Origin of the sequence: Nocardia sp. NPDC020380, assembly GCF_044386975.1 — a bacterium.
GTDB lineage: Bacteria > Actinomycetota > Actinomycetes > Mycobacteriales > Mycobacteriaceae > Nocardia.
In genome coordinates this window covers 151,138-173,979 of sequence record NZ_JBIRVQ010000008.1, presented here as the reverse complement: position 1 = coordinate 173,979, position 22,842 = coordinate 151,138, and the positions used below count along the sequence as shown (strand labels likewise).

The 22,842-nt window shown below is 67.8% G+C and carries 22 protein-coding genes; 13 read left to right on the top strand and 9 right to left on the bottom strand.

The features are described 5' to 3' along the window. Window positions 1-179: 179 nt before the first annotated feature. A complete protein-coding gene (locus ACH438_RS23375) occupies window positions 180-1,373 on the top strand; it encodes a lipase family protein (RefSeq protein ID WP_397009152.1) in 1,194 nt (397 codons plus the stop codon). A 141-nt stretch (window positions 1,374-1,514) separates the two neighbouring features. Here ACH438_RS23375 and ACH438_RS23370 read toward each other — a convergent pair whose 3' ends face one another. Then, on the bottom strand, window positions 1,515-3,020 hold the full coding sequence (locus ACH438_RS23370) for an MFS transporter (RefSeq protein ID WP_397008559.1): 1,506 nt from the start codon (window positions 3,018-3,020) through the stop codon (window positions 1,515-1,517). A gap of 117 nt (window positions 3,021-3,137) precedes the next feature. Here ACH438_RS23370 and ACH438_RS23365 point away from each other — a divergent pair, with 117 nt between their 5' ends. The 7 genes from ACH438_RS23365 to ACH438_RS23335 all read left to right on the top strand — a co-directional run bounded on the left by ACH438_RS23365 (window position 3,138) and on the right by ACH438_RS23335 (window position 9,560). After that, entirely contained in the window at window positions 3,138-3,812 is a 675-nt protein-coding gene (locus ACH438_RS23365; RefSeq protein WP_397008557.1) for a TetR/AcrR family transcriptional regulator, read from the top strand. Window positions 3,813-3,845: 33 nt separating this feature from the next. After that, on the top strand, window positions 3,846-5,144 hold the full coding sequence (locus ACH438_RS23360) for a D-arabinono-1,4-lactone oxidase (protein ID WP_397008555.1): 1,299 nt from the start codon (window positions 3,846-3,848) through the stop codon (window positions 5,142-5,144). Between the two features lie 96 nt (window positions 5,145-5,240). Further along, on the top strand, window positions 5,241-5,399 hold the full coding sequence (locus tag ACH438_RS23355; protein WP_397008553.1) for a hypothetical protein: 159 nt from the start codon (window positions 5,241-5,243) through the stop codon (window positions 5,397-5,399). Between the two features lie 14 nt (window positions 5,400-5,413). Further along, window positions 5,414-5,722 (top strand): hypothetical protein, encoded by a 309-nt coding sequence (locus tag ACH438_RS23350; RefSeq protein ID WP_397008551.1) that lies wholly within the window; start codon window positions 5,414-5,416, stop codon window positions 5,720-5,722. Window positions 5,723-5,882: 160 nt separating this feature from the next. Next, a complete protein-coding gene (locus ACH438_RS23345) occupies window positions 5,883-7,442 on the top strand; it encodes a BCCT family transporter (protein WP_397008549.1) in 1,560 nt (519 codons plus the stop codon). A gap of 126 nt (window positions 7,443-7,568) precedes the next feature. Then, window positions 7,569-7,937, top strand: coding sequence for a large conductance mechanosensitive channel protein MscL (gene mscL / locus ACH438_RS23340; RefSeq protein WP_397008547.1), 369 nt, complete (start codon window positions 7,569-7,571; stop codon window positions 7,935-7,937). 72 nt (window positions 7,938-8,009) lie between these two features. Next, window positions 8,010-9,560, top strand: a complete 1,551-nt coding sequence (locus ACH438_RS23335; protein ID WP_397008545.1) for an MFS transporter — start codon at window positions 8,010-8,012, stop codon at window positions 9,558-9,560. Between the two features lie 50 nt (window positions 9,561-9,610). Here the strand turns inward: ACH438_RS23335 and ACH438_RS23330 are convergent, their stop codons facing one another. Then, window positions 9,611-10,297, bottom strand: a complete 687-nt coding sequence (locus ACH438_RS23330) for a GAF and ANTAR domain-containing protein (protein WP_397008543.1) — start codon at window positions 10,295-10,297, stop codon at window positions 9,611-9,613. Between the two features lie 113 nt (window positions 10,298-10,410). Continuing rightward, window positions 10,411-11,751: a YhgE/Pip domain-containing protein gene (locus ACH438_RS23325; protein WP_397008541.1), complete on the bottom strand. Its 1,341-nt coding sequence runs from the start codon at window positions 11,749-11,751 to the stop codon at window positions 10,411-10,413. 76 nt (window positions 11,752-11,827) lie between these two features. Here ACH438_RS23325 and ACH438_RS23320 point away from each other — a divergent pair, with 76 nt between their 5' ends. Continuing rightward, complete coding sequence (locus ACH438_RS23320; RefSeq protein WP_397008539.1) at window positions 11,828-12,421, top strand: TetR/AcrR family transcriptional regulator; 594 nt, start codon at window positions 11,828-11,830, stop codon at window positions 12,419-12,421. A gap of 50 nt (window positions 12,422-12,471) precedes the next feature. Further along, window positions 12,472-13,101: a TetR/AcrR family transcriptional regulator gene (locus ACH438_RS23315; protein ID WP_397008537.1), complete on the top strand. Its 630-nt coding sequence runs from the start codon at window positions 12,472-12,474 to the stop codon at window positions 13,099-13,101. A 29-nt stretch (window positions 13,102-13,130) separates the two neighbouring features. On the opposite strand, the gene ACH438_RS23310 is transcribed toward ACH438_RS23315, so the two are convergent. After that, window positions 13,131-15,257 carry a prolyl oligopeptidase family protein gene (locus ACH438_RS23310; RefSeq protein ID WP_397008535.1) on the bottom strand — a complete coding sequence of 709 codons (2,127 nt, stop codon included), beginning with the start codon at window positions 15,255-15,257 and terminating at the stop codon, window positions 13,131-13,133. 101 nt (window positions 15,258-15,358) lie between these two features. On the opposite strand from ACH438_RS23310, the gene ACH438_RS23305 reads away from it, so the two are divergent. Next, window positions 15,359-16,636, top strand: a complete 1,278-nt coding sequence (locus tag ACH438_RS23305; protein WP_397008533.1) for a DUF4132 domain-containing protein — start codon at window positions 15,359-15,361, stop codon at window positions 16,634-16,636. Here ACH438_RS23305 and ACH438_RS23300 read toward each other — a convergent pair. The 4 genes from ACH438_RS23300 to ACH438_RS23285 all read right to left on the bottom strand — a co-directional run bounded on the left by ACH438_RS23300 (window position 16,612) and on the right by ACH438_RS23285 (window position 19,673). After that, window positions 16,612-18,072, bottom strand: coding sequence for an FAD-binding protein (locus ACH438_RS23300; protein WP_397008531.1), 1,461 nt, complete (start codon window positions 18,070-18,072; stop codon window positions 16,612-16,614). The two genes, ACH438_RS23305 and ACH438_RS23300, sit on opposite strands and share 25 nt — an antisense overlap. Next, the gene (locus tag ACH438_RS23295; protein WP_397008529.1) at window positions 18,069-18,560 is read right to left on the bottom strand and encodes a VOC family protein; all 492 of its coding nucleotides are present in this window, start codon (window positions 18,558-18,560) and stop codon (window positions 18,069-18,071) included. Before ACH438_RS23295 ends, ACH438_RS23300 begins: the two co-directional genes overlap by 4 nt. A gap of 22 nt (window positions 18,561-18,582) precedes the next feature. Then, window positions 18,583-19,293, bottom strand: a complete 711-nt coding sequence (locus ACH438_RS23290; protein WP_397008527.1) for a VC0807 family protein — start codon at window positions 19,291-19,293, stop codon at window positions 18,583-18,585. Between the two features lie 119 nt (window positions 19,294-19,412). Then, window positions 19,413-19,673, bottom strand: coding sequence for a hypothetical protein (locus tag ACH438_RS23285; RefSeq protein WP_397008525.1), 261 nt, complete (start codon window positions 19,671-19,673; stop codon window positions 19,413-19,415). 223 nt (window positions 19,674-19,896) lie between these two features. On the opposite strand from ACH438_RS23285, the gene ACH438_RS23280 reads away from it, so the two are divergent. Both ACH438_RS23280 and ACH438_RS23275 read left to right on the top strand, forming a co-directional pair. Next, window positions 19,897-20,457 (top strand): ArsR/SmtB family transcription factor, encoded by a 561-nt coding sequence (locus ACH438_RS23280; RefSeq protein ID WP_397008523.1) that lies wholly within the window; start codon window positions 19,897-19,899, stop codon window positions 20,455-20,457. A 23-nt stretch (window positions 20,458-20,480) separates the two neighbouring features. After that, complete coding sequence (locus ACH438_RS23275) at window positions 20,481-21,923, top strand: alpha/beta hydrolase family protein (RefSeq protein ID WP_397008521.1); 1,443 nt, start codon at window positions 20,481-20,483, stop codon at window positions 21,921-21,923. A 20-nt stretch (window positions 21,924-21,943) separates the two neighbouring features. Here the strand turns inward: ACH438_RS23275 and ACH438_RS23270 are convergent, their stop codons facing one another. Further along, window positions 21,944-22,828 (bottom strand): DMT family transporter, encoded by an 885-nt coding sequence (locus tag ACH438_RS23270; protein WP_397008519.1) that lies wholly within the window; start codon window positions 22,826-22,828, stop codon window positions 21,944-21,946. Window positions 22,829-22,842: the final 14 nt, after the last annotated feature.

Sequence of the window (22,842 nt, the reverse complement as noted above, 5' to 3'; positions counted from 1 at the left end):
GAACTTCCGCCGCCTCTGTGGACATTGTGCCGGAGTACCCAGATAGCAACCCCTTTTCGCAAGTTTGCCAAAACATTGCTGTCCGGCGTGTTGCTATCCGCATTTCACTACCCGGAACTGCGAGGATAGGGCAGCTTGCCCGGAGTTGTCCCATCGGCATCGAGGAGCTCGAGTTGGCTGTGCGGCAGTCGATCAGAAGGACGCTGTTTCAGGGCGCCGGAATCGCCACGGTACTGCTGGCCGTCATGGCCGCCGCACCCGCCGCGCACGCCGGAGCGATCTACCCCATTCCCGACCCGGACGGGTTCTACTACGCCGCAGGGAATCTCGATGCCGCCGCACCGGGCGACGTACTCAATGCCCGCCAAGTCCCCTCCGGCCCGTTCGCCGGCGCGACCGTGTGGCAGCTCCTGTTCCGTTCCACCGACTCCCACGGCGGCCCGATCGCCGCCGTGACCACCCTGGTCTCCCCCGGATCCGGTCCGCGGCCGCTGGTCTCGTACCAGCCGTTCGTGAATTCCCTGGGCCTGCAATGCGCTCCGTCGCACACCCTGTTCAACGGCGGCCTGCAGGAGACGCCCGCGCTCAATCTGCTGCTGGCCCGCGGCTGGGCACTGTCGATCCCCGATCACCTGGGACCCGACAGCGCCTACGGCGCGGCCCGCATGGGCGGGCAGATCACCCTGGACGGCATTCGCGCGGTGAAACGCTTCGCCCCCGCCGGACTCGCGGACGGACCGGTCGGCCTGGCCGGCTACTCCGGCGGCGCCATGTCCACCGGCTTCGCCGCGGCCATCGCCCCCGACTACGCACCCGAGCTGCCCATCGTCGGCGTCGCCGAGGGCGGTGTCCCCGTGAACCCGGGCAAGATGGCCCTGCAGGCCGGCGACACTCCGCAGCCCCTGTTCGGACTGGGCTTCGCGGTCTCGATCGGCATGCAACGCGAATACCCCGCCGAAGTGCCGCTGGACGAGGCCCTGACCCCCGCGGGCTTCGCCATGCGCGACCGGATCGCGAATTCCTGTGTGGACGACATTATTTCGGTCGGCGCGAACCACCGCGTCAGCGACGTGTTCCACAGTTCGATCGAGAACGACCCGACCATGATCGCCGCCATGCACGCCAATGCCCTCGAGGTGGTCCCCGAGCTCATCCGCGTGCCCCTCTACGAATGGCACGGCGGCAGCGATCAGGTCCCGCTGGACCTCGCCATGTACACCGCCGGCCGCTACTGCGCCGCCGGCACCCCGGTGCAGTTCGACATCATTCCGGGCGCGGACCACTTGGGCGCGATCTTCCCCGGCGCCATGAACGCCTTCGGTTACCTGGGCGATCGATTCGCGGGCCTGGCCCCGCCCTCCAACTGCCGCTGAACGGCGGTAAGCCGAAAAGGAAGCAGCCCCGCTCACTTTCGTGAGCGGGGCTGCTCTCCTATGGGGAGATTCGACATTGAATCTCAGTGCACGGTCACCGTTTCCGGGGCCGCACGACCTGATGCTCGGTGATCACCGATCTCAGTGCGCCAGAACGGGTTCGCCCTCGGCCGGGACCGGAACCTTGTTGGGCATGATGAACCCGACGACCACCGCGCCGATCGCGAAGATCACTGCCGCCCACCAGAAGGTGGTGGTGTAGCTCTTCACCGCGGCCTCCGCCAGCACCAGCGGCGAGGGTGCGCCGCCCGAGACGTGATCCGACACATAGTTGCTCGCGGCCGTGGCGGCGAAGGTGCTCAGCAGTGCCGTACCGATGGAGCCACCGACCTGCTGGCTGGTGTTGACCATGGCCGAGGCCACGCCCGCGTCGGTGTGGTGCACGCCCGAGGTCGCGCCGGTGAAGGCGGTCGAGAGGGCGAAGCCCAGACCCAGACCCATCAGGATCAGGCTCGGCAGGATGTGGCTCGCGTAGCCGGTGTCCACGCCGATGCGGGTCAGCAGCACCATTCCGATTGCGGCGAGCACGAATCCGAACACCGCGGTCGCCTTCGGGCCGACCCGCGGCACGACCAGTGCCGGGACGGTGGTCGAGGCGGCGACCATACCGGCCACCATGGGCAGGAAGGCCACACCGGTGCGGATCGGCGAGAAGCCCATCTGCTGCTGCATGTAGTAGGTCAGGAACAGGAACATGGCGAACATGCCGATACCGGTGGTGAACACGACCAGGTACGACGCGCCGCGGGTCCGGTCCAGCACCACGCGCAGCGGCAGCAGCGGGTGTGCCACGCGCTGCTCGATCAGCACGAACGCGGCCAGCAGCACCGCGCCGCCGATCAGGAAGGCCAGCGTGACGCCGTTGCTCCACCCGTCGGACTCGGCGTGCGAGAAGCCGTACACGATGGCGAACAGCGAAGCGGAGACCGCGAGCGTGCCCGGGATATCGAGCTTGGGCCGCTGGGTGGCGGTGTGCTTGGCCAGCAGCAGGACCGCGCCGACCAGTGCGATGGCCGCGAAGACCAGGTTCACGTACATGACCCAGCGCCACGAGGCCCACTCGGTGAGCGCGCCGCCGAGCAGCAGGCCCAGCGCGCCGCCGGCGCCCGCGATGGCGCCGAAGATGCCGAACGCCTTGGCGCGCTCGGAAGGCTCGGTGAAGGTCACGGTCAGCAGCGACAGTGCGGCGGGCGCGAGCAGCGCCGCGAACACACCCTGCGCGACACGGGAGGCGACCAGCATGTCGAAGTTGGCGGCCGCGCCGCCGATGGCCGAGGCGACCGCGAAGCCGATGAGGCCCACGATGAACGTGGTCCGGCGGCCGAAGAGGTCGGAGAGCCGGCCGCCCAGCAGCAGCAAGCTGCCGAAGGCCAGGGCGTAACCGGTGACGACCCACTGCCGGTCGCCGTTGGAGAAGCCGAGGTCGGCCTGGGCATGCGGGAGGGCGATGTTCACGACGGTCGCGTCGAGCACGACCATCAACTGCGCCACGCCGAGCACGGCGAGCACCCACCAGCGCATGGCATGGGATCCGCGACGCCCGGTGTTCGCCGGGGCTGCGACTTCTTTCTCGAGAGCTGTTGTCATGATGTTTTCCTCGTCCCCTAGGATTACCGGAGATCCTCTCTCCGTTTACTGAATGAAGCTACCATCTAAACGGAGAGATAGTCTCCGGATAATCCCGATGACTGTTAGGATCAGCGTGTGAATCCCGTCACCACCGCGCCACCACCTCGGCGTCTGCGCGCGGACGCCGCCCGCAATCAACAGCGCATCATCGCGGCCGCCCGCGAGCTGTTCGCCGACCGCGGCCTGGAGGTCACCCTCGACGACGTCGCCGAAAAGGCCGGCGTCGGCGTGGGTACCGTCTACCGGCGTTTCGCCAACAAACAGGAGCTCATTTCCGAGGTCTTCGACCAGATGGTCACCGAGCTCGCCCAGGCCGTCGACACCGCTCTGCACCACTCGGACCCCTGGGAGGGTCTGGTGGGGCTGTTCGAGTACTCCTGCCGCCACATGGCCGCCAATCGCGGCTTCGGCGAGGTGATCCTCGAGCTGCACGACACCATGGACCGCTTCGCGTGCATGAAGGAACGGATCCGGCCCGGTATGCAGGCCGTCATCAGCCGGGCGCATCAGGCCGGCGTGTTGCAGCCCGATATCGAGGCGGGTGACTTCTTCGCCATGGTGAACATGGTCGACGGCGTCGCCGGTTTCGCCCGGACCGTGAATCCCGATGTGTGGCGGCGTTATTCGACGCTGCTGCTCAACGCCATCCGCGGCGACACCGTGGCGCGCATGCCGCTCTCGCCCGCCCCGCTGACCGATGACGAGGTGGAACTCGCAAAAGAAGCGGCGTGCGCGGCGCGGAAACGGTAGCGCGTATCACACCTCCGGTTTACAGTTGGTCGCATGACCAACTCTTGGGTGAACTGGGCCGGGGATCAGAGCTGTGCTCCCGCGTCCATCGCCGAACCGAGCTCGCCCGAGGACGTCGCGGCGCTACTCACCCAGGCAGAGGCCGCAGGGCACACCGTGCGAGTGGCCGGATCCGGCCACTCCTTCACCGACACCGTGCTCACTGACGGCACGCTCATGCGGCTGAACAAGCTCGACCGGATCCTGTCCGTGGACCGGGAACGCGGCCTGGTCCGCGCCGAGGCCGGCATCACCCTCAATGCCGCCAGCAACGCACTGCACCCGCTGGGCCTGGCCTTCCCCAACCTCGGTGACATCGACGTGCAGTCCGTCGCGGGCGCGACCGCGACCGGCACCCACGGCACCGGCGCGAAACTCCAGAACCTCTCGGCCGCACTGCAGTCGGTGGAACTCATGCTGGCCGACGGGAGCACCGTCGAACTCAACGAACAGACCGATCCGGACGGCTGGCGCGCCGCGCGGGTGAACGTGGGCGCGCTCGGCGTGGTCACCGCGGTCACCCTGCAGCTGGTGCCGTCCTTCGTGCTCGAGGGCATCGAACGGCCGGTCCCGGTCGAGGAGGTGCTCACCGATCTCGAGTCCTACGTGGACGGCAACGAGCACTTCGAGTTCTACATGTTCGCCCACAGCCCGCTGGCCATGACCAAGCGCAACAACACGGTGAACCTGCCGGAACAGCCGCGCGGCAAGGCCGTCGACTGGCTCTCCGACATTGTCATGACCAACTACACCTTCGACGCGCTGTGCCGGCTCACTCGGCGGCGGCCGAGCCTGATCCCGGTGGTGCAGCGCGCCGCGGCCTACGCCGGCAGCTACCGGCGGCAGGTGGAACGGTCCTACCGAGTGTTCGCCAGCCCCCGCCTGTTCCGCTTCACCGAGATGGAGTACGCGATTCCCCGCGAGCACTCGGTGGACGCCATCCGCGAGATCAAGGACGTGGCAAAGCATTTCGACACGGCGATGCCCATCGAGGTGCGCTGGGTCGCACCCGACGACGCCTTCCTGTCCCCCGCCGGCGGCCGCGAGACCTGCTACATCGCGGTACACCAGTACCAGGGCATGAACTATGAACCGTATTTCCGCGCCTGCGAACGGGTCTTCGACCGCTACAACGGCCGTCCGCACTGGGGTAAGCGGCACTTCCAGACCGCCGAGACGCTGAAGGATCGCTACCCGGACTGGGAGAAGTTCGCCGAGGTCCGTCGCCGCTTCGATCCCAAGGGCCGATTCACAAACGCCTACATAGAGCGAGTTCTCGGACCGGTCGCTTGAGTCGGACAACCGGACTATGATCGGTTGCTGAAAGATCGCTGCTCGAACTGTCCTGGACGCACGCCCTTCCGGCGTGACCCTACGTAGGAGGTTCCGATGACTTCTTTCAGCGACAAGATGAACGAAGCCGGTGACAAGGCCAAAGACATGGCGGACAAGGCCCGCGACGACATGGAACACGCCGGTGAGGACGTGAAGGAAAAAGTCGGCGGTCTCATGGACAAGGTCAAAGAGAAGTTCGGCGGCTCGAAGTAGAGGGCCCGCGAACTATGCCGACGAATGACGACTTCGGCGCCGACGCCGAACGACTGGCCGACGACCTCCGGACCACCGCCGGAGCCGCCGCCGGCCAGCTGGCCGAACGGGCCAGTGGCGCCGCCGCAGAACTCGCCGACCGCGCCCAGACCGCGGCCGCCGACCTCGCCGACATGGCGAAGGCGTTCGCCGACAAGTTCAATACCGAGGACGTGCAGGGCACCTTGGAACAGGTGCGGGCGAACCTCGAACACGCTGCACAGGACGTCATGGCAGCGGTCAACGAGATCGTCAACGCCATGAAAGACAAGGTCGGGAAGTAGACCCAACTCTCGGGACTCGGGGCTCTGCCTCTCCACGCCCGGGCTTACGCCCCCGAACCCCCGCTCCACCACGGCGCAATCCGATTCCGAGGCCGGTGCGGCCTCGGAATCGGATTGTCGCTGTTCCGGTAGTTTCCGACTCCGCAGGGGGACATCACCCGTGAGTACGCCCGGCACCACCTCGTCCGATCCGGCCCCGGTTCATCCGCGAGTGGCGGTGGCGCCGCGGGTGTTCTGGCCTTCGGCCATCGTGGTCACGGCGTTCACGGTGTATGCCATCGTCTTTCGCGATACCGCCGCCCGGCAGGCGAAGATGTTGCAGGACAATGTGATCGGCAGTTTCGGCTGGTATTACATCGTCATCGTGAGCCTGTTCGTGGTGTTCGCCATCTGGCTCGGGATGGGGCGGTTCGGGAACCTCACCCTCGGTGATGACGGGGAGACGGCCCAATATTCGATGGGCGCTTGGCTTTCCATGCTGTTCGCGGCGGGCATGGGGATCGGCCTGGTGTTCTGGGGTGTGGCCGAGCCGCTGTTCCATTTCGAGGATCCGCGGCCGGGCGTCGGGGCGACGACCGCGCAGCGTGCGGATGCCGCCATGGTGCAGACCTTCCTGCACTGGGGCATCCATCCGTGGGCCATCTATGTGGTGGTGGGGCTGGCCATCGCCTACTCGATTCACCGCAAGGGGCGGCCGGTGTCGATTCGCTGGTCGCTGGAATCGCTGGTGGGCGAGCGCATCAAGGGCTGGCGCGGCGATGTGATCGACATTGTCGCGGTGATCGGGACCGTGTTCGGCGTGGCGACCTCGCTGGGGCTGGGCGTGCTGCAGATCTCGGCGGGCCTGAATTTCCAAGGGTGGCTGCACGAACCGGGCAAGGGCCTGCAGGTGGTGCTGATCGTGGCGGTCACGGCGCTGGCGACGGTGTCGGTGGTCACGGGGGTGGACAAGGGGATCAAGCTCTTGTCGCAGGTGAACATGGGAGTGGCGGGGGTGCTGCTGATCTTCGTGCTGGTGGCCGGGCCGACCCTGTTCATCGTGAACGACCTGGTGCAGAACCTCGGCGCGTATCTGCAGTCGCTGCCCAAGATCAGCCTTTACACCGGCGCCAGCGAGGGGCCGGACGGCACCGCGTGGACGCAGCAGTGGACCGTGTTCTATTGGGGCTGGTGGATTTCGTGGGCGCCCTTCGTGGGTGTGTTCATCGCGCGCATCTCCCGCGGCCGCACGGTGCGTGAGTTCGTGGCCGGGGTGCTGCTGGTGCCGACGCTGCTCACCTTCGTGTGGTTCGCGGTCTTCGGTGGCGCGGGCCTGCATCGCGAAATGTTCGGTGGCGGCGGACTTGTCGGGCCGGACGGTCCCGATCGCGACAGTGCGCTGTTCGCGCTGCTGCACACGCTGCCGGGCGGCGGCATCACGGCGGGGCTGGCGATTCTGGTGATCGTGCTGTTCTTCGTCACCTCCGCCGATTCCGGTGCGCTGGTGGTGAACATGTTGTCCTCCGGCGGTAATCCGGAGCCGCCCACCTGGAGTCGCTGCTTCTGGACCTGCGCGCAGGGCGCGGTGGCGGTGGCGCTGCTGGTGGCCAGCGGGACCGGCGCGTCGGCGCTGACGACCCTGCAGACCGTGGCGATTCTCATCGCCTTGCCGTTCAGTGTGGTCATGCTTGCCATGTGCGTTGCGCTGGTGCGGACCTTCCGCGCGGACAGCGGCGGGTGAGTTCGGTAACTGAAAGGTCGCTAGCGTGTCACGATCCGGACACCCTAGACTCTCGACGCAGTAGCTATCGAAATCGTAGGGATTGGATTCAGCAGCGTCATGCTCAAGGGCTTCAAAGACTTCCTGATGAGGGGCAATGTCATCGATCTCGCGGTGGCGGTGGTGATGGGCACCGCCTTCACCGCGATCGTCACCTCGGTGACCAAGGGCGTGATCGAACCGCTGCTCGCGCTGCTCGGGGGAAACAAGCAGTACGGTCTGGGTTTTCAGATCATCGCCGACAAGCCGTCCACCTTCGTGGCGCTCGGTCCGATCATCAGCGCCGGCATCAACTTCGTCTGCGTCGCGGCGGTCCTCTACTTCGTGCTCATCCTGCCGATGAACCACCTCAAGTCCCGGCTGCTCAAGCCCACCGCGGTCAAGGCCGACCCCACCGAGCTGGAGCTGCTCACCGAGATTCGCGACCTGCTGGCCAAGCAGACCGCGGACAAGTAACCCCGCGCTATCGTTCTTAACCAGAGTGTTGCTGTCCATCTGGTGAGCGACTAGTCGAGGAGGCGGGAAACCGTGGGCCGCATCCCGCATCGGCAACAGTCCGGCGATCGGCCCGAACTGCACGCACCCGCGCCCGCCAGCCGATGGGCCATGCTCGCGGTGCTGTGCGCGAGCCTGCTGCTGGTGGCGATGGACGCGACGATCCTCAATGTCGCGCTGCCCTCGCTCATCGATCACATGGAACCCAGTCCCATGGAACAACTCTGGATCGTGGACCTCTACGGCCTGGTGCTGGGCGGCCTGCTCATCACCTGCGGGGCCATCGGTGACCGGTTCGGCCGCAAGCGATTGTTCATCGCGGGCTTCGTGCTCTTCGGCCTGGCCTCGGTGGTCGCCGCGACCGCGCACACGCCCACGCAACTGATCGCGGGCCGGGCCCTGCTGGGTGTGGGTGGCGCCATGGTGATGCCGTCCACGCTCTCGCTCATCCGCAATATCTTCACCGACGACCGCGAACGCACCATGGCCATCGGCATCTGGGCGGCCGTCGCCGGCGCGGGCGCGGCGATCGGGCCGCTGGTCGGCGGGCAGCTGGTGGAGGCGTTCGGCTGGTCGGCGGCGTTCTGGCTGAACGTGCCGGTGGTCGTGGTGACGGTGATCGCCGGGCTCTGGCTGCTGCCGGAATACCGGGCGCCGCAGCACGGCCGGCTGGACTGGTTCAGCGCGGTGCTGTCGGTGCTCGGCGTCGTGGCGCTGGCCTGGGGCATCAAGCATGTGGCCAAGGGCAATCCGGCGGTGCTCGACTGGGTGATCCTGGTGGCCTCGGCAGTCCTGCTGGGGCTCTTCGCGTATCGGCAGTCGCGGTCGGCGGACCCACTGCTGGATGTATGGCTGTTCCGCAATCGCGCCTTCACCGCGGCGGCGCTGGCGACCCTGCTGGCCATGCTCGCCATCGGCGCCGCACTGTTCTTGATCTCGCTGTGGCTGCAATACATTCACGGCTATTCGCCGTCGCAGGCGGGCGTGCGCACGCTGCCCGCCGCCATCGCCACCCTGCTCGGCTCACTGTCCACGCCGTGGCTCATGGAGCGGGTCGGGGTGCGCGTGCTCATGGGCTTCGGATTGGGCGCGCTGGCAGTGGGTTTCGTGGTGCTGGCCGCCATCCCGAACACCACTTATCCGCTGGTCGCGATGATTCTGGCCTGCCTCGGCATCGGCGACGGGCTCGCGATCACCACCGCGGCCGCGATCCTGGTGTCCGCGGTGCCGGCGGAACGAGCCGGGCAGGCGGGCGCGGTCGAGGAGACCAACTACGAACTCGGCATCGGCCTGGGCGTCGCACTGCTGGGCAGTATTCACGGCCGACTGTTCACCGGGCACATGACCGGGCTCCCGCTGGAGGGCGCCGACCTCGAGGACGCGCGGGGATCCGTCGGCGGCGCGGCGTACGTCGCGCACCATATCGGCGGCACCACCGGTGACGAAGTGCTGCGGATCGCCCAGCACGCCTACGATTCCGCGCTGACCACCACCTCGTGGATCTCCGCCGGGCTGGTGGGCACGGTCGCGGTGCTGACGGTGGTGCTGGTGCCGCGCGGCTTCAAAGCGACCGCTGCGCACTGACTCCCGTCCGCAGGCTGCTCACCGACTCCCGCCCGGTCGTTCGGGCCGAGTCATTCGACTTCGATGCAGACCTCGCGGTCGATCACGCGCTGCGATACCTGCATGAGCGAAAGGCCGTGGGCGAAGGCGTATCCGCGCAGGCAGGCATAGGCGTCGGCGAGGTCGATGCCGAGGCGGGCGCTGGTCATACCGGCCGCCTGATGAATGCGCCGCGCGGACGGGGGCTGCGCCCACTGCTGGGCCGCGTCCCCGGCGGCCAGCACCAGGCTGGCGGTCACCAGATCGGCGACGTGCAGCGCGGTCGCGATGAACCGCGGACCGTTGCGGCCCACCGCATCGCGGTACAGATCCACCGACCCGAGTCGAATCCCACCCAGCCGCAAGGGCACCGCCAGCATGGAACCGGAGACGCCCGCGCCGGACAGCGCCTCGGCGAAACCCGGCCAGCGCTCGCAGTCCACGCTGAGATCGATGACCGATACCGGCACCCCGAACGCCACCGCCGACAGCGCGGGCCCCTCCCCCGCCGTCGCCTGCGCGCTCTCCACCAGATCGGCGAAATCGTCACTGGCACACCAGGGTTGGAGGCCCGCCTCACCATCCTCCAGCACGATGGCGCACCGTCGCACCGGTAGCACTCGCACGCATGCCGCACACACCGCGGGCAGGCCGCCGCCCGCCTCACGCACCTCGAGCAGAAACTGCCCGGTCAACTGATCGAACCGTGACGTACCCATTGCGCTGAACCGCCCCACACTCATCGCCCTGTGATGAGGTATTCGATGCCCCGGCCCCATCCTGCCGTCACAGCACGGCAACGAAAAGGGCCGAAAGTCCCTGGGCGAGTGAGCTACTCCACCACCGCCGTTTCGGTCCGATGCGGCACGCCGAGCCGGTAGAGGCCGCGCAGATCGTAGGCGTGGGTGACGACGAACCCCAGCAGCAGGCCGACGGCCAGACCGAACAGGGTCATCCAGAGGCCGTGTCCGAGACCCGATTCCAGATGCCCGTCGAAGAACAGCAGGGCGCGCACGGCCAGATAGATCTGGTGCATGGGCTCGAAGTCGGCGAGCCGCGCGATGAAACGCGGTGTCGCCTCGATGGGCACGGTGCCCGAGGACGACGGCAGGCCCAGCACCACGAACAAGACCATATTGGCGATCAGGCCGACCGTGCCGAAGGCCGCGAGGATCGACAGGCCCGTGATCGAGACGGCCGCGACGGCGAGCGTGCCGTAGAGGAACAGCGGCAGCTTCAGGTCGATGGGCATATCCAACAGCAGTGCGATGCCGAGGAATACACCCGACACCAGCGGCGCGGTGAGCGCGGCGATGCCCCACTTCACGAGCAGCGTGCGCCATCGGCTGATGGCCACCGGCGGCAGGTGGCGGTACCACGGCCCGTACTCGGCCGGCACGTAGCCGAGCACGTTGTCGATCATGGCGTGGATGAGCAGCGAACTACTGAAGCCCGCGAGCAGCAGGATAACGGTGTAGAAGAAGGCCGACAAGCCTTGTCCGGTACCGCTGCCCAGCGGACGGTAAGGAGTGGTCACCACATCGATCGGCTTGGCGAGTTGCAACCGCGCCGCGCCGACGAGTTCGGTGGGCGCCGCGCCCGGCGGCGGTTGCAGCTTCGCCTTCACCTGCGCGGTGAGCTGCGCGCCGACGGTCTCGTTGACCTGACCCAGCGCCTGGTCGGTGATGCGCGACATGATCTGCGAGGCATAGGTGCCCGCGCGCGGATTGGTCTCGACGGTGATGATCGGCTGCTCCACATCGCCGGGCACCACCGAGGACGCGGCGAGGATGTTCAGCCGCTTGGTGAAGTCGCCGGGAATGACGATGGCGCCGTAGGCGCGGCCCTCCTGCAGCTGGGTGTGCGCCTCGTTGATGCCGACCACGTGCAGATCGACCTTGTCGGACGGGATCTTCTGGGTCAGCGTGGCGGTGATCTGATCGCCGATGTTCACCGTCTTGCCGTCCATGACATCGCCGACGTCCTGGTTGACCAGGGCGATCGGGAAGTCGTGCAGGTTCTTCTCCGGGTCGGAGGTGTAGCCGAGGTACATGGTGCCCAGCAGCGCCGCGAGCAGCGTGATGATCAGCATCGGGCCGATCCAGCCGCGCAGGGGTACGCGCGCCGCGTCTTTCGGCGCCGCGTGCTGCGGCACCGCAACGTCTTTCGCCATGTCGCATAATGTAGGCAGCGACAACAAAGTAGTCAACGCAAACATTGCCGAGTGTGTCCTATATCCTGCAATGACCATGTCGATAGCCAGACCGCGCTCCTATCACCACGGCGACCTGCGGGCCGAACTCCTGCGCCGCGCCGAGGCCACGCTGCGTCGCTCGGGGGTCGACGGTTTATCCCTGCGGCAACTGGCCCGCGACACCGGCGTCAGCCACGCCGCGCCGAGCCGCCACTTCCGCGATAAGCAGGCGCTGCTCGACGCACTGGCCGTGGCGGGTTTCGACCGGCTCGGCGGCGCCTTCGAAAAGGCCGCTGCCAGCGGCACTTTCCTGGAGCGGCTGCACGCCATGGCCCGCACCTACCTGCGCTTCGCCATCGACAATCCCGCCCTGCTGGCCCTCATGTTCGCGCGCAAGCACCGGCAGACCCCGGATATCGAGGCGGCCGCCGCCCGCACCCTGGCCACCCCGTTCGACATGATCGCCGACGGCCAGGAGCGCGGCGAAGTGGTGGACGGCGACCCGCGCACCATCTGCCTGTCGGCCATGGCCGCGCTGCAGGGCCTGGCCACCTTCGTCGGTTCGGGCTTCGTCCCGCCGGAGGAGGCGGACGTCCTCTTCGAGGAAACGGTCCGCCACATGCTTGACGGTTTACGTCCCCGGCGCTGATCCGCCGGGCGGTGCCGCTACCTTGAGTGCGTGATGTTCGAGGGCCGACAGTGACGATCGAGGGCAGGCAGTACGGCGGACGGGCCGTCGCCGAACGGAAAGCCGAACGGCGACAGCGCTTCCTGGACGCCGCCATCCGCATCTTCGGCGAGCGCGGCTACGCCGATTGCTCGCTCGCCGATGTATGCGCCGCCGCGGGACTGTCCAAGCGGCAGTTCTACGAGGAGTTCGAGACCCGCGAGGACGTCCTGGTCGCGGCCTACGACCAGATCCAGGACCAGGCCGCACTCACCCTCGCCGCCGCCCTCGCCGAACTGGGCCCCGATCCCGATCCGACCGCGACGGTCACCCACGCACTGACCGCCTACCTGGGCTCGCTCGGTTCCGATCCGCATCGGGCCAAGGTGGCCTTCGTCGAGGTGGTCGGCGTCAGCGACCGGATGGAACGGCATCGCCGCGCCCGCCGCCACGCCTGGGCCGACACCATCTCCTCGGCCATCGAACCCCTGGCCGGCCCCGGCGCCCACACCCGCGGCACCCCGGGCCTGGCCGGCAGCGCCCTGATCGGCGCGATCAACGGCCTGGCCCACGAGTGGCTGCTCTCCGACCCCCGCCCACCGGTGGCGGACCTGGTGGATGTGCTCGTCCCCATGGCCGTTTCACTGATCGTGCGGGACTGATTCGCCGCATCGGCCCGGCACCGCTCGCGCTACATCAGCTGCCGCATGAAGTAGGTGTACTGCAGCGCTGTGGTGTGCGCCTTCTCGTCGTTGTTCGCGCCGGCGCCGTGGCCGCCCTCGGTCCCCTCGTAGAAGAAGTAGGGATCGCCGTACTCCGCTAGTCGGGCGGCGAACTTCCGGGCATGTTGCGGACCTACGCGATCGTCCTTGGTGGTGGTCCAGATGAATGGCTGGGGGTACTGCACGCCCTTCTTCAATTGTGCGTAGGGCGAGATGGATTCGAGGAAGGCCCGCTCGGCGGGATTCGACATCGAACCGTACTCGCCCACCCAGGACGCGCCCGCCTCGATCTGCTCGTACCGTTCCATGTCCAGCAACGGGACGCCGATGTCCACGGCATTGAACAGTTCCGGGTGCTGGGTGAATTCGACACCCATCAGCAGGCCGCCATTGGAGGCGCCCTCGATGCCCAGATGCCGTGGCGTGGTGATGTTCCGGCCGATCAGATCCTTGGCCACGGCCGCGAAATCGTCGAATGCCCGCTGCCGCTGGGTCTTCAGGGCCGCGTCGTGCCAGGCCGGTCCGTATTCGCCGCCGCCGCGGATATTGGCGATGACGTACACGCCGCCGTGCGCCAGCCAATCCTTGCCGAGGATTCCGTCGTACCCGGGCAGAGATGAGGACCCGAAACCGCCGTAGCCATAGACGATGGTCGGATTGCTGCCGTCGTACTTCATGTCCTTCGCGTGTACGACGAAGTACGGCACCTTCGTCCCGTCCGGCGAGGTCGCCTTCGACTGCTCGACCACCAGGCCCGACGAATCGAACCGCGCCGGTGCGGATTTCACCATGTCGAACGCGCCGGTCACCGCGTTCAGCCGCCACAGCGTCGACGGCGTCACCGGCGAGGCGACCGCGAGGTAGGCGGTGTCACCGTGCGAGTCCGCATCCACCGCGCTCACGGTCGCATTGTCGGGCACGGGAACCGGCGTGCCCGACCATGTCCCGTCGGGCTGCGCGGAGTAGACGGTGGCGCGGCCGCGGACGTCGTACAGCGAGGTCACCACGACCCGGTCCCGGGTGGTGAGCACCTGCTGCACCGTTTCCTGCGGCCCGGGCGCATAGACGAGAGTGGGCTTCAGATTCGCGGGATCGGCGACCATGTCGTCGGCCCGCAGCGAAACCAGCGCTCCCACCGGGAACTTGGTGCCGCCGGCAGTCCACTCCTGCTGCAGTGACACCAGCACCTTGCCGCCGACCATGCCGTCCACCTCGGACTTGGCGGGCAAGGCCAGCGGGACGGGCTGCGCTCCGGACAGCAGGCTGTACTCGGTGTCGAAGAAGGACGGCTTGCGCGCCAGCACATTCAGCCGCCGGCCGGTGCCGTCGTCGAGCAGGAAGGCCGCGGTGGCCAGGCCGTCGGACTGCTGCCCGCGCAGCACTTCCTGCGCCTGATCCAGCGGTTGCCCGCGATGCCAGCGCTTCACCACATAGGGGTAGCCCGACGTGGTCTTCTCCCCCGGCTGCCATTCCCGCGAGACCAGCAGCGTATCGGCGTCCGCCCACGACACCATTTGCTTCCCGCGGTCCAGCGTGAACCCGCCATCCACGAAATTCCCTGCGGTGCGGTCGAATTCGCGCACGGTGACGGCGTCCTCACCGCCGTCGGAGAGCGAGACCAGGCAGTGCTGGTGCGTGACGGGATCGCAGTCCATGCCCTTCCACACCCAGTTCCGGCCCTCGGTCTTCGCGACCGCGTCCAGATCCAGCACCGTCTTCCATTGCGGTTGCGGCGCTTCGTAATCCGCGACGGCGGTCTCGCGCCAGATACCGCGCGGATGGTCGGCGTCCTGCCAGAAGTTGCCGATCACGCCACCGATGGACGTCGGCACGGCCAATCGATCGGGCGCATTCCCCAGGGCCACCGCCTGCGCGAGATTGTCGGCGTAGCGCGGATCCTGCTCCAGCACGTTCTGTGTCTTGGTGTTCTCCGCGGACACCCAGGTCTGCACGCGCGGACTGTCCACCGTCTCGAGCCACAGATACGGATCGCCGCCGCCGCTCGACCCGCCACAGGCGGCGATCACCCCCGCCGTCAGCGTCAGCGCGGCCATCCGCCGGCCGATCCTGCTCCTGCCCATGATTCCCCCGCTCATGATCATTTCCCCGTGTTGATCAAGACCTCTCCAGCACATTACCGCCGGGCACCGACGAAATCCGCCGGAATATGTCGGTGCCCGGCGGCAAGATCGATGTCATGACCGACGCGGAGCCGCCACGACCGGTGAATCCCGATGCCACCGCGGCCTTGCGGGCCTTCCTGCGCCGCCGCCGGGCCGCCATCGAACCCGTGCTCATCGCGGCCGAGGCAGAGGGACTGGGCCCGCTGGCCGCGGCCGCGCGGGCGTATCTGGATGCACCGCAGGAACCCGCTGTTCCCGAGGGCGCCGCGGCGGTCTACGCGCTCGCGCTGTTCACCAGCACCACCGTCGCTCTCGATGCGACGCGCGAGCGCGAGTTCGCCGAACGGTTCGCGGACAGCTGGATTCTCGAACACGGCCACGCCTTCGCCGCGGCGGCCACGGTGTGGCGGTCCGCCATCCGGATCTCGCAACACAATCCTCTGCGCGGCCGCCGGACCGCCCGGCTGGAAGTCATCGCGCCCGAACCCCCGGGTTCGCTCGCCGATGATCAGCTGGCACGACGGGTGCGAGCCCTGCTGGCGACCGCACCGCCCGACAGTTATCAGGCAACGGTGCAACAGCTTTCAGCCCTGTCCGCCGATCCGCCGACAGCTTGGGCCGGGCCGATGGTCGCGGCGCTACTGCCGCAACCCGGCGTCACCGAAACCACCGCGACCGCGGCGCAAGAGCCGAAAACGGTGACCACGGACCAGATTCGGCGGCTCGAAGCGGCCATGGTGGACGGCCGCCGCTGGCGCGCCGATACCCATCACACCTTGATCATCGAGCACCCGGGACTCGGAGACCTCGCGCGGCAACTGGTCTGGGCAACCTTCGAACCGGGTGGCACCGTGACCGGTTCCTTCCGGGTGGCGACGGACGGCATGCTGACCGATGTCACCGGCGCGCAGCTGGAACCCTCCGGCGACGTGCTGATCGGCGTCGCCCACCCCTTGCACCTGGCCGATGATCTCGGCCGGTGGCAGGAGGTGTTCGCGGATCACGCGCTGCGGCAGCCCTTTCCGCAACTCCGGCGCAGCACGCACCGGTTCACGCCCGAGGAGTCGGACTCGAATCTGTTGCCGCGCTTCACGGATCGGCAGGCGCGGACCGATCGGATCTTCGGCCTGCAGCAACGCGGCTGGGAGATCGCGCCTACCGTGCTGTCCCGCCGGGTCGGCGGCCGGTACGAGGTGACCGTCACCCTGGACCCCGGTCTCGAGGGCGGCTACCGCTACGAGACCGCCGAACAACGCATTGCCGCCGTCGAATTGAACGGCGGCACGTTCGGCGTCCTCGATCCGGTCACCGGCTCCGAACTACTACGTCAGCTGGAGCGGCTGGCCGCGTGATGCCCGGCCCGGCGGCCGAAGAACGAACCCGCGCCCAGCTGCGTGCCGCTGGCATACCCCTTGCCGTCCTGGGCCAGCGTGGACGAGGTCGCCCCGGCGGCGTAGAGGCCCGGAATCGGTGACCCGTTGTCGCGCAGCACTTCTCCGTCGACGGAAGTCCGCAGTCCACCGAGGGTGAAGCCGGCGTAGAGCGCCTTGCCCAGTGTCAGGTCGAATGCGCCCCACGGACCCTTGTCCTGCGGCTCCAGCCATTCCGCACCCTTGTGGAGGTCCGGGTCCTTCCCCAGGGCGGCATTGGCGTTGTAGTTGTCGAGCGTGGATTGCAGTGTCTCGTAGGGAACTCCGAGCCCCGCGGCCATCTCCTCGACCGTCTCCCAGCCGTCGATGAAGGGCACCAGCGGGAAGACCGGCCGTTCCATATGTTCCGAATCCACGATCAGGTAGGCGGCCGCGCCGGGCTGATCGAGTACGAAGGCGGAGGTGCGCGCGTGATAGGAGTCCTCGGCGACGAACCGTTCCCCCTTGCTGTTCACCACGATTCCCGTCAGCAACTGCGCGGGCGGATACACGGGTGCGGTCACGAAGGCCTGGTCCATATTCCGGGTGGCGCCACCCGCCGAGACGCCGAGCCGGATGCCGAGCCCGTCGTCATAGGTGGTGCCGAGCACGAACGGCTTCTCGGCCAGCCACGGTACGTGGGCGGCGACCATCTCGGTGTTCATGACGAACCCGCCGGCGGCCAGCACTACCGACTTCGCTTTGACGGCACCGGTTTCCCCGGGTTTGCGCCAGGTCACACCCGCCACCGCGCCGTCCGCGTCGAGCACCAGGTTGGTCACGCCGGTCTCGTACCGCACCTCGACGCCGAGGGCGGCGGCCCGCTTCACCAGCAGTTCGATCACCAGCGCCGCGCCCTGCGTATCGCCGGGCACCGGTACCTTGTGCCCGCGCGGCGCGGGCACGGCCTGTTCGCGGTACGGCCACACCTTCTCGTTGCCGGTGTACATCAGCCCCTCGGTGCCGGGCTGGATGACTGCCTTCTCGGGGTAGTAGCTGCGTTCGAACTCGAAGCCGAGCTGTTCCAGCCAATCGAAGTGCGCGACACTGCCGTCGGCGTAGGCGCGGATCTTGTCCGGTTCCGGATCGCGCGATACCGAGAGCAGGTACTTGTACATCTCCTCGGCCGAGTCGGCATGCCCGGTCGCCTGTTGCACCGCGGTGCCGCCGCCGAGGTAGAAGTGCCCGCCGGCCAGCGCGGTGGTGCCGCCCGCCACGGCGGCCCGCTCCAGCACCAGGACGCGGGCGCCCCGGGTGGCGGCCTCGACGGCCGCGCAGCCGCCAGCGATGCCGAATCCGGCCACCACCACGTCGAATTCGGCATCCCACGCGGTAACGGCTGCCGCGGCAACGACTTCGGGAATGTCGGTTGTGCTCACTGCATATCCTTCTTCAACTGGTCGAAAAGCACTCGCATATGCGGTCCGATCTCCACCAGTTCGATGAAGGGCACGCCCGCGGCCGCGCCGTCCAGGTAGGCGAAGCGCAGCTGACCACCTATATTGCCGTCCTGTACGACATCGATGCCCTGGGCGGCGGCATCGCGCAGGGCGGCGTCGTAGTCGTCGGGTTCCAGGCAGATGTGGTGCAGTCCGGGTCCGCCGCGTTCCAGGAACTCGGTGTAGATCGAGACGCCGCTGACGGGCTGGATCAGTTCGAGCTGCATATCGCCGTGGTAGGAGAGCGAGACGTGTGCGGTGTGGTCCGCGGGTTCGCCTCGGTAGGTGGAGGTTTCGGGTCCGAAGTGGACGTCCGGCATGCGCGCCCACTTCTGTACGCCCATCAGGGTGCCGAAGAATTTCTCGGCCGCGGCGATGTCCTCCACCACCCAGGCGATCTGCATGACTGGTCCCTCGGTCACACTCATACCCGCAGTTAATCACACGTGCTTAATTTGGCAACCCCGCGAGGTTGAACGCCTTCCGGGCCCACTTGATGGCCCGGGCGGTAATCAGGAAGAGGACACCGAACGTACCGACCATGAGCACGGTGGACAACCAGGCCATGGTGTGCACCGGCAGCTGGTAGGCCAGCACCACCCGGGCCCCGGCCTCGGCGAGCAGGCCCACGCCCCACACCGAGGCCAGCGCGAGGTGCACCTTCCGCACCCCCGGAACGGTCCGGTAGGACTCCGCCATGGCGGCCGCCTTGGCCGGATCCGAGGTGGCGAAGGCCTTGAGCGAGGCGGCGTAGGTCAGTGGCTTACCGATCAGGGCACTGATCAGGAAGGCCAAGCCGATGGCCGCGGTGCTGAGGGAATCGCGGACGATCATCATCCGCGCGTCCCCGCTGATGAACGAGGCGATGAGCCCGAAGGCGAAGCCCACCAGGATGATCGCCGACAGCGCGTCGATGCGCCGCGCCTTGATCACCTGGTAGATCACCATGGCGCCGGACACCACCGCACCGGCCAGCAGGGCGGCGAAATCCGAGTAGCCCGCCCAGTGCAGGGCGAAGTACGCGGCGAGCGGAACCGCGATATCCCGGGCCGTCGGGGCCAGCAGTCGCAGCATATTGGTCCGATTCCGGACCGGCGCCGGGTTGCCGGGCAGTGCGGCGGGAGTGCTCTGGCCGGTCGTGCCGGTGCTGTTGGCGGTCATTTCGGCAACTCCTGTTGGTTCGTGATCCGACTGTGCGCTACAGGAAATGACGTTACGGACGCGCGGGCCGCACCGACTCTGCCAACCATCACCTCCTCCGCATGACAACTGTCATGCGTTCACGCCACGCGTTCGACCACGGTCCCGGCGGTGGCCAGATCGAATACGGCGGCGGCGAGTTCGTCCGGCGATATCCGCACCACCTCGCCGACATCGATGCCGTCGAAGTGCCCCTGGTCGAAAAGCGCAGCGGCGGCGCTGCGTTCGACCAGCTGAGGGATCTGCAGGCTGCTCACCCGGACGCCATGCGGCCGCACCTCGGCGTCGACCGCGTTCAGGTAGTTGACCAGCCCGGCGCCGAAGACAGCGAGATGCGACATGGGAGGCATCCTCTCGAGCTAAGTTGAGAGAGCACTCAAGTTGAGTGCCCACTCAATTCAGCACCGGATCTCTGATACAGCGAATTCATGGCAAACAACGCGAAGGTACCCGGATCCAGGAATTCGAAACCCGGCCGACACGCACCCCCGGCCGATTCGACACCCAACCAAGCCATGCAAAGAGTCTTTGCAAACACTCTTTGCACGCAGTAGGCTGGCCGTCATGGCCGATCAGCCTGTCCCCCAGAGGATTACCGACGTGGCCGCCCTGCGGCTGCTCGCCCACCCGCTGCGCCGCCGCATCGAGGAACATCTGCGCGCGGGGCCGGTCACCGCGACCACGCTCGCCCAGGCGCTCGGCGAGAGCACCGGGCTCACCAGCTACCACCTGCGGCAGCTGGCCAAACACGGCTTCATCGAGGAAGTTCCGGAGTTGGCCACCGGCAAGGAACGCTGGTGGCGGGCCGTACCCGGCGACCGCCGCTATCCCCCGTACAGCGAACAGACGCCCGAGATGTGGGCGGTCAGTTCGGAAATGAACCGGAACAACCTCGCCGAACTGGTCGAGCTCTACGAGGACTTCGAGCGGAAGGCCCCCGAACTCGGCGAATGGGCCGACGCATTCCTGTTCTCCCGCGCCACGATTCGCGTCGATCCGGCGCGGCTCCGGGAGTTCTTCGAGGAGTACATCCAGCTCGTCTACCGCTACAGCCCCGACGGCGACGACCGCGGTGACGACCGGAAAGCCGTGCTACTGAGGCTGTTCGGCTTCCCGGAAACCTGACTCGCACCGAAAGACAACTGAACATGCACAACACTCGATTGCCATCCCGGAAAGCCCTCGGATGGTTACCCCGCCTTGCCCTCATACTCCTGCTGGCACTTCTGATACTCGCCCCGCCGTTCCTGCCTGCCGGATCCGCCGATGCCGCGCCCGCATCCGGCGGCACGGAGGTCACCTTCACCGGCGGTGGCGGTCTCACGCTGCACGGCACCGTCATTGCCCCTGCCGCAACGCATTCCGATACACCGGGCATTGTCCTGGTCGGCGGTTCCGGACCGGGACCGCGCACGGAATACCGAGCCGAGGCGGAGGCTTTCGCCGCGGCCGGCATCACCACTCTGATCTACGACAAACGCACCACCGGTTACTCGCATAACCACCGCGACTTCTCCCTGCTCGCCGACGACGCGCTCGGCGCGGTCGAAACCCTGCGCCGCACACCGGGAGTACGAGCGGACCAGGTCGGCTTGTGGGGTTTCAGCGAGGGCGGTTGGGTCGCGCCGCTGGCCGCCGCGCGCTCGGCCGATATCGCCTTCCTGATCACACTCGGCGCGCCCGGCTTCACGCCGCTGCGTACCCAGACCTGGAGTCTGGCCGAAACCCTGCGCCATCACGGCGATACCGGTTCGCTCGCGGCTACCGTCGCGGGCCCGGCGGCCCGGCTGCTGGGCGAGACCGGAATCTTCCCCGAGGCCGCCTTCGATCCACTGCCCGCATTGCGCGAAGTTCACATCCCGGTCCTGGCCCTGTGGGGCGATCACGATGTCCAGGTGCCGCCCGCGGAAAGCGCTGCGGTGCTGCGGAACACGCTGACGGCATCCCCCTCGGTCACCATCCGGTTCATCGCGGGCGGTGCGCACGGTGGCCGCATGACCACCGACGGCTTCGATCGTCTCGGCCCCGCACCCGATCCGGGCGCGCCACCCGGCGCCTTCGCGCCCGGTTACCTCGACACCATGACCACCTGGGTGAACCAGGTCGCCACGGGTGCACCGCCCGCTTCCACGGCGGATCGGCCGCCCGTGCAGAACGTGTCGAGCAGCGATCCGGGACACGGCTGGTGGACCTCGGCGCGCACCCAGTCGATCGTGCTCGCGGCGCTGATCCTGGCGTTCCTCGCCTACCTGCTGATGTCCTTCGGCGACCGCCGCTCGCGCATCGCCCGCTGGTCCGCCCGGCTGCTGGCGGTATCCGGCCTGGTCTCCCCGGTGGCGACCGTGGTGTACGTGGAATCGATCCTCGCCACCGATGCGCAGACCGTCGGCCCGGTGGCTGTTTCACGCCCGGTGGTCTGGCTGGTGCTGCAGTCGCTCGCGCTGATCACCGTCGCGCTGCTGGCCGTCACCGTGACGACCGCCGTGCGCGGACGGGCCGCTGCGGTACCTCGAATCAGACTGGGCGTCTTGCTGATTGCCGCATGCGCATGGGTCGCCTGGGCCATCACCTGGGGTCTGTTCTCGCTCTGAACGACCCGTGCCGCCCGAAACTATCGTGCGACGCTCTGCGCCGGTTCCTCCGCCGTCACCGCACCGGCCTGCGCCTGCGAACGCGACAACCCCACCGCCGTGACACACATGACCAGTACCGCGATACCGGTGATCACCAGACCGAACCCGTGCGCCTGTAGTCGTTCGTCGAGGACCGTGCGTCCGAGGAAGGCGGCCACCAGCGGTTCGGCGATCATCACCGTCGGCAGCGACGCCGACAGCGGTCCCGCCTGGAAGGCCAGCTGCTGCAGATAGACGCCCGTGATCCCGGCCGCCACCAGGGTCCAGGTCTGCCAGCTGGTCAGCACATGGCCGAAGCCGTGCTCGAACAGCCCGGACACATAGGAGGTGAGCGCCGCTGCCACACCGTAGAGGGAACCGCTCGCCACGCCGAGCAGCAGCGCCCGCGGCGCGGGCCCGCTGCGCAGTCCGGCGATCACGGCCGCCACGATGAGCACCAGCAGCACGCCCATGGGCACGATCCAATCGTGCAGCGGCGCGGTCGTTTTGCCCTCGGTCGGGTCACCGATCACCACGAAGCACGCCAGTCCCGCCGTGAGCGCGACGGCCATCCCCATTTCGCGTCCGGTGATCCGCCGCCCGTTCAGCCGGGCCGCCAGCGGCAGCGCGAATACCAGCGAGCTGACCAGGATGGGCTGCACCAGCAGTACAGCGCCCAGGGCCAGCGCCACGACCTGCATGCCGTAGCCGCCCGCATCGCCCACCAGACCGGCCCACCAGCGTGGGTTCCGGATCAGCGCCCCGATCAGCGCATCTCCCTCGGCGACGGCTGCCGCCGCTCGTTGCTGGGCCACTGCGGCCACGGCGAAGAGCAGGGCCGCGATCAACGCACAGATGATGGATGCCACTGGATGGTTCGACACGTCCACCAGTCTGC

Bases quoted from the DNA above. Each gene is read 5' to 3' on its own strand.
- ACH438_RS23370 (WP_397008559.1), bottom strand. From the start codon at position 3,020: ATGACAACAGCTCTCGAGAAAGAAGTCGCAGCCCCGGCGAACACCGGG.
- ACH438_RS23290 (WP_397008527.1), bottom strand. From the start codon at position 19,293: ATGACCGCCAACAGCACCGGCACGACCGGCCAGAGCACTCCCGCCGCA.
- ACH438_RS23280 (WP_397008523.1), top strand. From the start codon at position 19,897: ATGGCCGATCAGCCTGTCCCCCAGAGGATTACCGACGTGGCCGCCCTG.
- ACH438_RS23320 (WP_397008539.1), top strand. From the start codon at position 11,828: ATGTCGATAGCCAGACCGCGCTCCTATCACCACGGCGACCTGCGGGCC.
- ACH438_RS23275 (WP_397008521.1), top strand. From the start codon at position 20,481: ATGCACAACACTCGATTGCCATCCCGGAAAGCCCTCGGATGGTTACCC.
- mscL (WP_397008547.1), top strand. From the start codon at position 7,569: ATGAGGGGCAATGTCATCGATCTCGCGGTGGCGGTGGTGATGGGCACC.
- ACH438_RS23310 (WP_397008535.1), bottom strand. From the start codon at position 15,257: ATGAGCGGGGGAATCATGGGCAGGAGCAGGATCGGCCGGCGGATGGCC.
- ACH438_RS23360 (WP_397008555.1), top strand. From the start codon at position 3,846: ATGACCAACTCTTGGGTGAACTGGGCCGGGGATCAGAGCTGTGCTCCC.
- ACH438_RS23305 (WP_397008533.1), top strand. From the start codon at position 15,359: ATGACCGACGCGGAGCCGCCACGACCGGTGAATCCCGATGCCACCGCG.
- ACH438_RS23285 (WP_397008525.1), bottom strand. From the start codon at position 19,673: ATGTCGCATCTCGCTGTCTTCGGCGCCGGGCTGGTCAACTACCTGAAC.
- ACH438_RS23295 (WP_397008529.1), bottom strand. From the start codon at position 18,560: ATGAGTGTGACCGAGGGACCAGTCATGCAGATCGCCTGGGTGGTGGAG.
- ACH438_RS23330 (WP_397008543.1), bottom strand. From the start codon at position 10,297: ATGGGTACGTCACGGTTCGATCAGTTGACCGGGCAGTTTCTGCTCGAG.
- ACH438_RS23355 (WP_397008553.1), top strand. From the start codon at position 5,241: ATGACTTCTTTCAGCGACAAGATGAACGAAGCCGGTGACAAGGCCAAA.
- ACH438_RS23325 (WP_397008541.1), bottom strand. From the start codon at position 11,751: ATGGCGAAAGACGTTGCGGTGCCGCAGCACGCGGCGCCGAAAGACGCG.
- ACH438_RS23350 (WP_397008551.1), top strand. From the start codon at position 5,414: ATGCCGACGAATGACGACTTCGGCGCCGACGCCGAACGACTGGCCGAC.